Source organism: Lunatimonas lonarensis (assembly GCF_000390185.1).
GTDB classification, from domain to species: domain Bacteria; phylum Bacteroidota; class Bacteroidia; order Cytophagales; family Cyclobacteriaceae; genus Lunatimonas; species Lunatimonas lonarensis.
On record NZ_AQHR01000037.1, the window covers coordinates 1 to 6,183 of the forward strand.

The following is a 6,183-nucleotide window of genomic DNA, read 5'->3' on the forward strand; positions in this document are numbered from 1 at the left end:
TTCTGTGGGAAGGTAGGGGTGAAATTCCCCCGCCTGACCCGATTATAGGGCATTTTAAATCTGAACATCATAATTGACAGTAAGCTAATTATAAAATGATTAAAACTATTGCACCATCATCAAAAATATTGAGTAAATACATAGAGCATTTTTATGTTTTTACCAATCAAGGGCAAATTTCGATGAGTTATATAGCATTTCCGCATACGAATACTTGCATATCCCTTTTTCAAGGAGTAGAAATACTAAGAGATAATCTTACACTTACTATAAAGTCAGACGAAACCGTCAAGGACCAAGTTTCCGTTGAAATTACAGGAAAATATACTCAACCTTTTTTTGTGAATTATCAAGGGTTGTTTAAAGAAATCGCAATTATTTTTAAACCTTTAGGCGTAAACTACTTTTTAAAGAATGATTTAATCGAGTATGCACCTTTATTTTCACAACCCCTTGCCTTATCTCATTGGCACTCTATTGCAGAAGAATTGTTTATGGAAGAAAATCTATCCAAAAGAATTGAGCTATTAGAAGCATTTTTATTAGAAAATCTAACCGACAAAGACGATACTATTGTAAGAAAAGCTATGCTTCTTATTGAGGACTTTGAAAAAGATTATACTATGCAAGAAGTCGCAGAACATTGTGCTTTAACAATTAAAACCTTACAAAGAAATTTCAAAAGATTACTTACATGTACACCATCAGAATATAAGAGGATTGCGAAGTTTCGCTATTCTCTTTACAAGGAAGGACTTCAAAAAGAAATCAAAAAACTTACTGAAATAGCGTATGAAAGTAACTATTACGACCAATCCTATTTTATCAGAGACTTCAAGAAACTTACGGGAATAAACCCTAAGGCATTTTTTCAGCGTGTCAGCAAGTTGGAGGAAAACAAAATTATTTGGGAAATAAGATAATTGTCGCAAAAGTCCAATTTTAGATGCAAACATAGCCTTAACTTTGCCATAAAATAAGGTTGTATCTAAACTCACTTTTGTAATGAAAATTAGACCTGAAGACTTAGAGGCAGAGGGCTATACTCTTATAGACAAATTAGATCATAGTGAACTAATACCATTTGTAAAGAAAAATCTTAATAAATGGTCTTATATCTCTATCTTTTTTTATTCAATTAACCTTATCTTGTTGTTAGCAGGTATTCTAAGCATATACATAAGTTTTACTTACAAAAATGCCGAAATAGGTGATGTTGTGTTTCATTACTGTTTTGGTTTTACTATCTGTTTTCTACTCATACCAATCCACGAATATATTCACGTTTTGGCATATAGATATTTAGGTGCGAAAGAAACTTCTTTTGACTACAACTTAAAGAAATTCTATTTTATGGCATTGGCAAATAATTTTGTAGCAAATAGACGAGAGTTTGCATTTGTTGCTTTATTTCCTTTTACTCTCATAAGCTTTTTCTTATTTATACTATATTTCTATGCAGATAATAATTGGCAAATCACCTTACTAAGTACATTATTTTTGCATACTGCGATGTGTTCAGGCGATTTTGGACTACTTAATTTTTTCTACATAAATAAGAATAAAAATGTCGTAACTTATGATGATACGACAAATAAAATTTCTTTTTTTTACATCAAATAAAACAAATTTAAAATGAATAAGTCGATGATAATTTCTCTGTTAATTTCTCTTTTCTTCACTTTTGGATGCGCAAAAGAAGAGCTGGAAGCAAATTATGATGCCAAACTTTTGTCTGTTACGGATAGGTCTATGTTAGCCTATATAGATAATGGGGTAATACATAATTCAAGGCAGCAAGTTATTGCAAAGTTTGCTAATGACACCCTAACAAATAACCAAAATCAAGCCTTAGGGTATATTTCTAATGGGCATATTTTTAATATGGCTCATCAGAAATTAGGTCTTGTAGAAAATAACAACATAAAAAACCAATTGAGTCAAACAATAGCAATTGTTGAAGGCACAAACATGCAAGACAAAGCGGGCTTGGGTATAGCAATGTTTGTATTCTTTCTGAATGAATAAAAACGCCCTATAACATTTAGCCCACTAGCCGAAAGCCCCTGAAAAAAAGCCCTGATAGAAGAATATATCTATCAGGGCTTTTGGTTAGTGGCTGTTGACTGACATCCGCAGGGTGAAACGGTTGCTAGGAGGATTAGTAGGATGGTATTGGTTCCATGGTTATTTGCAGGATTGTTTTTTGGAGGATTTGATGGATATTTTTGGGGTTTGGGCATAAGTTCCCCTACCCGGATTTCCGATTTGGTAAAATTCGGATATGTCCTGGAGCGGGCCAGTGTATTCCCCGTTCCGGGAGTGCATCATGAAGGGGCAGGTTTCATCCGAAGGGGCTTCGGTTTCCTGTTGGTCCTGTCCCTTGTGTCGAATACGACAGTCATCCTTCCTGTTTCGCAGCAGGGACACTTTAAGATATCCTTTCCGTACTTTTCCAGCATCCGGATCCGGAAGGGGATGAGGACTTTTTCTTTTTGAGGTTCGAGGCTGAGGGCAGTCCGTATCAGGTCAAGCCTTTCCCTCCTGCCCTGGAACCTGAGGTATCCGAAGTGCCGGATCTTGACGAACTTTCTTGGGAGGATATGCTGCTCAAACCGTCTAAGAAACTCCTCATGGCTGAGCCACATCTGTTTGGTTTTGGAGCCGTCCGCATAGTCTTTGTAGCTGAACCTGATGTGCGTTGCGTTGACCTCAAGGATCCGGTGCCTTGTGATGGCGATCTTGTGGGTGTAGCGTCCGAGGTATTCGACGACCCTATCGGGCGAACCGAAGGGGGCCTTTGCATAGACGTTCCATTTTTTGAACCTGACCGCTTTGAGGACGGCGTTTTTTTCCTCCTTCCAGCTGAGAGAGCAGTCCTTTTCCAGTCCTTCCATGAACATGGCCTTGAACATGCCGGCCATACTTTTCTGGGGGAAAAGGAAGCGGTTGTTTTTGCGTTTGGCATCTACCCAACGTATTCCGTCAAAGCCTCCCGCGCTGACGATACAATGTACATGGGGATGGAATGAAAGGTCCTGTCCCCAGGTATGCAGCACCATGGTGATGCCCGGTTCGGCACCGAGGTATTCCGGCATGCGTGCATGCTTGGTCAGGGTCTGGGAAGCCGCCAGAAACAGCAGGTCAAAGAGCTCGCTTCTGTTGCCCATGATGACGGGGTTTAGTTCATGGGGCAGGGTAAAGACGATGTGGTAATAGGCGGTGGGCAGGAGCTCCTCCATTCTGCCCTCGATCCATGCGTCCCTTTTCATGCTGCCGCAGTTTGGACAGTGCCTGTTGCCGCAGGAATGGTAGCGGTGGACGGTGTTGCCGCATTCCTGCCGGTCGCACCTGCTGAGGTGGTAGCCTTTGGCGGCGGTATGACATGCGGCAAGATCGCCAAATACGGCCCTGCTGTAGGGATTGAAGCCCTGGACGGAGCTGTGCCCGAACAGGGATTGAAAGGAAGTGTCAGTTTCCATTGCCCAGCAGGTCGAGTGGGGAGACGAGCTTTTCCCTGCGCTGTTTGGTCAGGTGGAGATAGATCATGGTGGTCTCTATCTTGGAGTGCCCGAGGAGCTGCTTGATGGTGTGGATGTCGGTGCCGGCATCGAGCAGGTGGGTGGCAAATGAATGCCTGAGGGTATGTGCGGAGAATGCGTGCTGCCCGAGCCCCGCCTGTTTCATGGCCATGCGGATGGCATGCTGTATGGACCGGTCGTTCATGGCCTTTCCCGGGGTCTGTCCCTCGAAGAGGAACACTTTGGGCCTGTGGAGCCTGTAATAGGCCTCAAGCAATGGGAGCACGGCGGCGGGCAGGATGGTGAACCTGTCCCTGCTTCCCTTCCCGGCGACGACCTTCAGCTGCATGTCGGTCCTGCTGATGTGCCTCATCTCCAGGAAACGGAGTTCGCTGAGCCGGATGCCCGTGCCGTAGAACAGTGCGATGATGGCCCTGTGCTTGAGGTTTGAAGTGGCTCCGAGGACCTGTGCCATCTAGTCCTGGGTGAGGATATCCGGAAGACGGAATTCCTTTCTGGGATAGAGTGCGTGGGGGACCACGTAGGGGGATGGGAGGATGTTCTTGAAAAAGAAGCTGCAGCTCTGGGCGGTCATGCGACACTTGTCCCTGCCCACGCCGTGTTCCTTTTTGATGTAGTTGATGTAGGATGCGATGTGCTCCTGGGTAAGCTGCTCGGGGCTAAGGTGGTTGTAATAGGCAAAGATATAGCGCATCTCGGCCAAATAGTTGCGGACGGTCATGGGGGAGTAGGCCTTTGCTTCCAGAAACGAGGCGAGTCTGAGCAGGTACTCCTGCGCCGGGCTGTTAAGGACCACAGTCCCCAAGGTGTTTTTTTTTAGTTTCCATAGTGATAGATTTTGAATTGAGATAATTTAAGCAGAATTTAGGTAATTCGCTCACCCGGAGGGTGTCAGTTCAACAGCACCTACCCAAAAGTGGCGGTTCAGTGGTTAAATCAAGCTTTGTGCTTCTATCAAAGTTTGTGCTTGGCTGACAGTGAATCGCTTCGAAATCGCCACCTTCGGGTAGCTGCAAAACGTTGTAGTGCATTAAAGAACCTATAAAGCGCAGTAGCAAATATGATTGTATTTGAAATCATTGGTGGGATTTTAGTCAGGATTTTCGTTGATATAATATTCGAAGGAATCATTGGTGGAACTTACAGACTTTTTAAGAGAGGATTTGTATATATAAAAGTGAAGGTTTTCGGATTTGAGAGAAAAGATCCTGATCCGATAAAAGCCCTTGAGAAAAAATTGCTTTATAAGAAAATTGAACTTACTGAAAATCTCAATTCTATTATAAAGTCTGGACAAACAGGAACAATACTGGAAGTTATTAATGATGACAAAGTTTTCGCAGAATTCTATGACCGAAACGGAAATCAGATAGAATGGAAAGGTGAACTGGTTTTAGAAATAGGAATGAATCAATTCAAATTAAAAAAATAGAAAGTAGCTTTAAGATTGTTGTGCATTAAAAGAATTCCATGAAAATCAGTAATACGATTATAATTTTTACTTCAATCGGGTTATTCACTTTAATTTTTGTTGGGGTTCCGTTTTGGATCCATACCGAAAATGGTAATCAAAGTGTGCAAAATGAAGATTTAATAATAATTAAAGGGTCAATAGAAAACATTAGGAAAACAACGACAGGGGGAAAGCATTCAAAACCAATAATCTATCTCAAACTTATAGAATACCCTTTCGAATTTAGGATTGTAGATAGCTCATATAAGGCAATAGATAAGGATTTGGTTGATAAAATACTACAAAAGGGAGCAAATGTTATTATCGAAACAAAAAATAATGAAATTATTAGAAGTCAGTCAGGTAGCATTTTGAATGCAGTTTTCAAATGGAGAGGTAAACCATTGATTTATTCCCTTAAAGCTGAAAATGAAAGTTTATTGACAGTAAAACAATATAATAATCAAAAAGAAAGATTTAATGCTAATAATATAAAATGGGGAATCATATTGGTTCTTTTTATCGCAGGTCGACTATTTTGGGTGTATTACCAAGAAAAGAAAGTTAAGGTAAAAGAATAACGCACTACAATCGAGTAGCCTGACCTGAGCTAAATAGCTCAGGTTGAGGCTCTCACACCACTGCCGATAGCTATCGGCATACGGGTCTCGTATCCGGCGGTTCACTGGATTGTAGGTTGCGATTTGAGGTAATAGGAAATCGAGCATCCCGAAATTGTCTTTCGGAGGCTTTCCTGTCAAATATGCGAGATTCGATGTGACCTTTAAAAAAAATAAAAACACATCAAAGCATAGATTCGTAGCCTTTTCGTCTCAGGCGTGACAAGGCGATAGTCGTGATCAGAATAGGACTCTGGGCGACTGCCCAGCCACCTTTTCTGGTTCCTCCCCCACAGCCCGGCCCCTCGCTAAAAATGTCCTAAGGGACATTTTCTTCACGCTCGGTCCTACGCATAAGCATGGTCCTGGTCCACTCCCAATCTGATCAGGTTTTTACGTTTCCGCTCAGGCCCCGCCCGCTACTACCGGCCCAAAGCTCACGCTTTGTCCTCAGTCGTGCCAGATACAGTAACGAAGTCGGTTTATTCACGTTTATAATTGATTTTTCAATGGAGTTCATGAATTGTAAGCAGCCGCCCATCCCCATCTGTTTTTTCGGGTAAATGGT

The 6,183-nt window shown here is 42.0% G+C and carries 9 protein-coding genes; 5 read left to right on the top strand and 4 right to left on the bottom strand.

Annotation, left to right across the window (positions count from 1 at the left end; genetic code table 11):
- The first annotated feature begins 95 nt into the window (after positions 1-95).
- From ADIS_RS04920 to ADIS_RS04930, 3 genes are all read left to right on the top strand, one after another.
- Entirely contained in the window at positions 96-923 is an 828-nt protein-coding gene (locus ADIS_RS04920) for a helix-turn-helix domain-containing protein (RefSeq protein WP_238325375.1), read from the top strand.
- 82 nt (positions 924-1,005) lie between these two features.
- Entirely contained in the window at positions 1,006-1,623 is a 618-nt protein-coding gene (locus ADIS_RS04925) for a DUF3267 domain-containing protein (RefSeq protein WP_035804739.1), read from the top strand.
- Positions 1,624-1,635: 12 nt separating this feature from the next.
- Entirely contained in the window at positions 1,636-2,028 is a 393-nt protein-coding gene (locus ADIS_RS04930; RefSeq protein ID WP_010853246.1) for a 5-fold beta-flower protein, read from the top strand.
- 299 nt (positions 2,029-2,327) lie between these two features.
- On the opposite strand, the gene ADIS_RS04935 is transcribed toward ADIS_RS04930, so the two are convergent.
- From ADIS_RS04935 to ADIS_RS22185, 3 genes are read right to left on the bottom strand one after another with little or no spacing between them, the layout of a single operon-like run.
- A complete protein-coding gene (locus tag ADIS_RS04935; RefSeq protein ID WP_035804741.1) occupies positions 2,328-3,482 on the bottom strand; it encodes an IS91 family transposase in 1,155 nt (384 codons plus the stop codon).
- A complete protein-coding gene (locus ADIS_RS23650; protein WP_051113259.1) occupies positions 3,472-3,996 on the bottom strand; it encodes a tyrosine-type recombinase/integrase in 525 nt (174 codons plus the stop codon). The genes ADIS_RS04935 and ADIS_RS23650 overlap by 11 nt, the downstream gene beginning before the upstream one ends.
- Entirely contained in the window at positions 3,997-4,338 is a 342-nt protein-coding gene (locus ADIS_RS22185) for a phage integrase N-terminal SAM-like domain-containing protein (protein WP_155907131.1), read from the bottom strand.
- 264 nt (positions 4,339-4,602) lie between these two features.
- Between ADIS_RS22185 and ADIS_RS04945 the strand changes: the two genes are divergently transcribed.
- Positions 4,603-4,974, top strand: coding sequence for a hypothetical protein (locus tag ADIS_RS04945; protein WP_010853252.1), 372 nt, complete (start codon positions 4,603-4,605; stop codon positions 4,972-4,974).
- Between the two features lie 38 nt (positions 4,975-5,012).
- On the top strand, positions 5,013-5,576 hold the full coding sequence (locus ADIS_RS04950; protein ID WP_035804743.1) for a hypothetical protein: 564 nt from the start codon (positions 5,013-5,015) through the stop codon (positions 5,574-5,576).
- A 424-nt stretch (positions 5,577-6,000) separates the two neighbouring features.
- On the opposite strand, the gene ADIS_RS23375 is transcribed toward ADIS_RS04950, so the two are convergent.
- Positions 6,001-6,183 (bottom strand): hypothetical protein (locus tag ADIS_RS23375; RefSeq protein ID WP_238325376.1); only part of this gene is annotated, 183 nt, incomplete at its 5' end.

What these genes read in the sequence shown, in the direction of transcription:
- ADIS_RS04930 (WP_010853246.1), top strand. Translation starts at nt 1,636, where the DNA reads ATGAATAAGTCGATGATAATTTCTCTGTTAATTTCTCTTTTCTTCACT.
- ADIS_RS04935 (WP_035804741.1), bottom strand. Translation starts at nt 3,482, where the DNA reads ATGGAAACTGACACTTCCTTTCAATCCCTGTTCGGGCACAGCTCCGTC.
- ADIS_RS04950 (WP_035804743.1), top strand. Translation starts at nt 5,013, where the DNA reads ATGAAAATCAGTAATACGATTATAATTTTTACTTCAATCGGGTTATTC.
- ADIS_RS23650 (WP_051113259.1), bottom strand. Translation starts at nt 3,996, where the DNA reads ATGGCACAGGTCCTCGGAGCCACTTCAAACCTCAAGCACAGGGCCATC.
- ADIS_RS04920 (WP_238325375.1), top strand. Translation starts at nt 96, where the DNA reads ATGATTAAAACTATTGCACCATCATCAAAAATATTGAGTAAATACATA.
- ADIS_RS04925 (WP_035804739.1), top strand. Translation starts at nt 1,006, where the DNA reads ATGAAAATTAGACCTGAAGACTTAGAGGCAGAGGGCTATACTCTTATA.
- ADIS_RS04945 (WP_010853252.1), top strand. Translation starts at nt 4,603, where the DNA reads ATGATTGTATTTGAAATCATTGGTGGGATTTTAGTCAGGATTTTCGTT.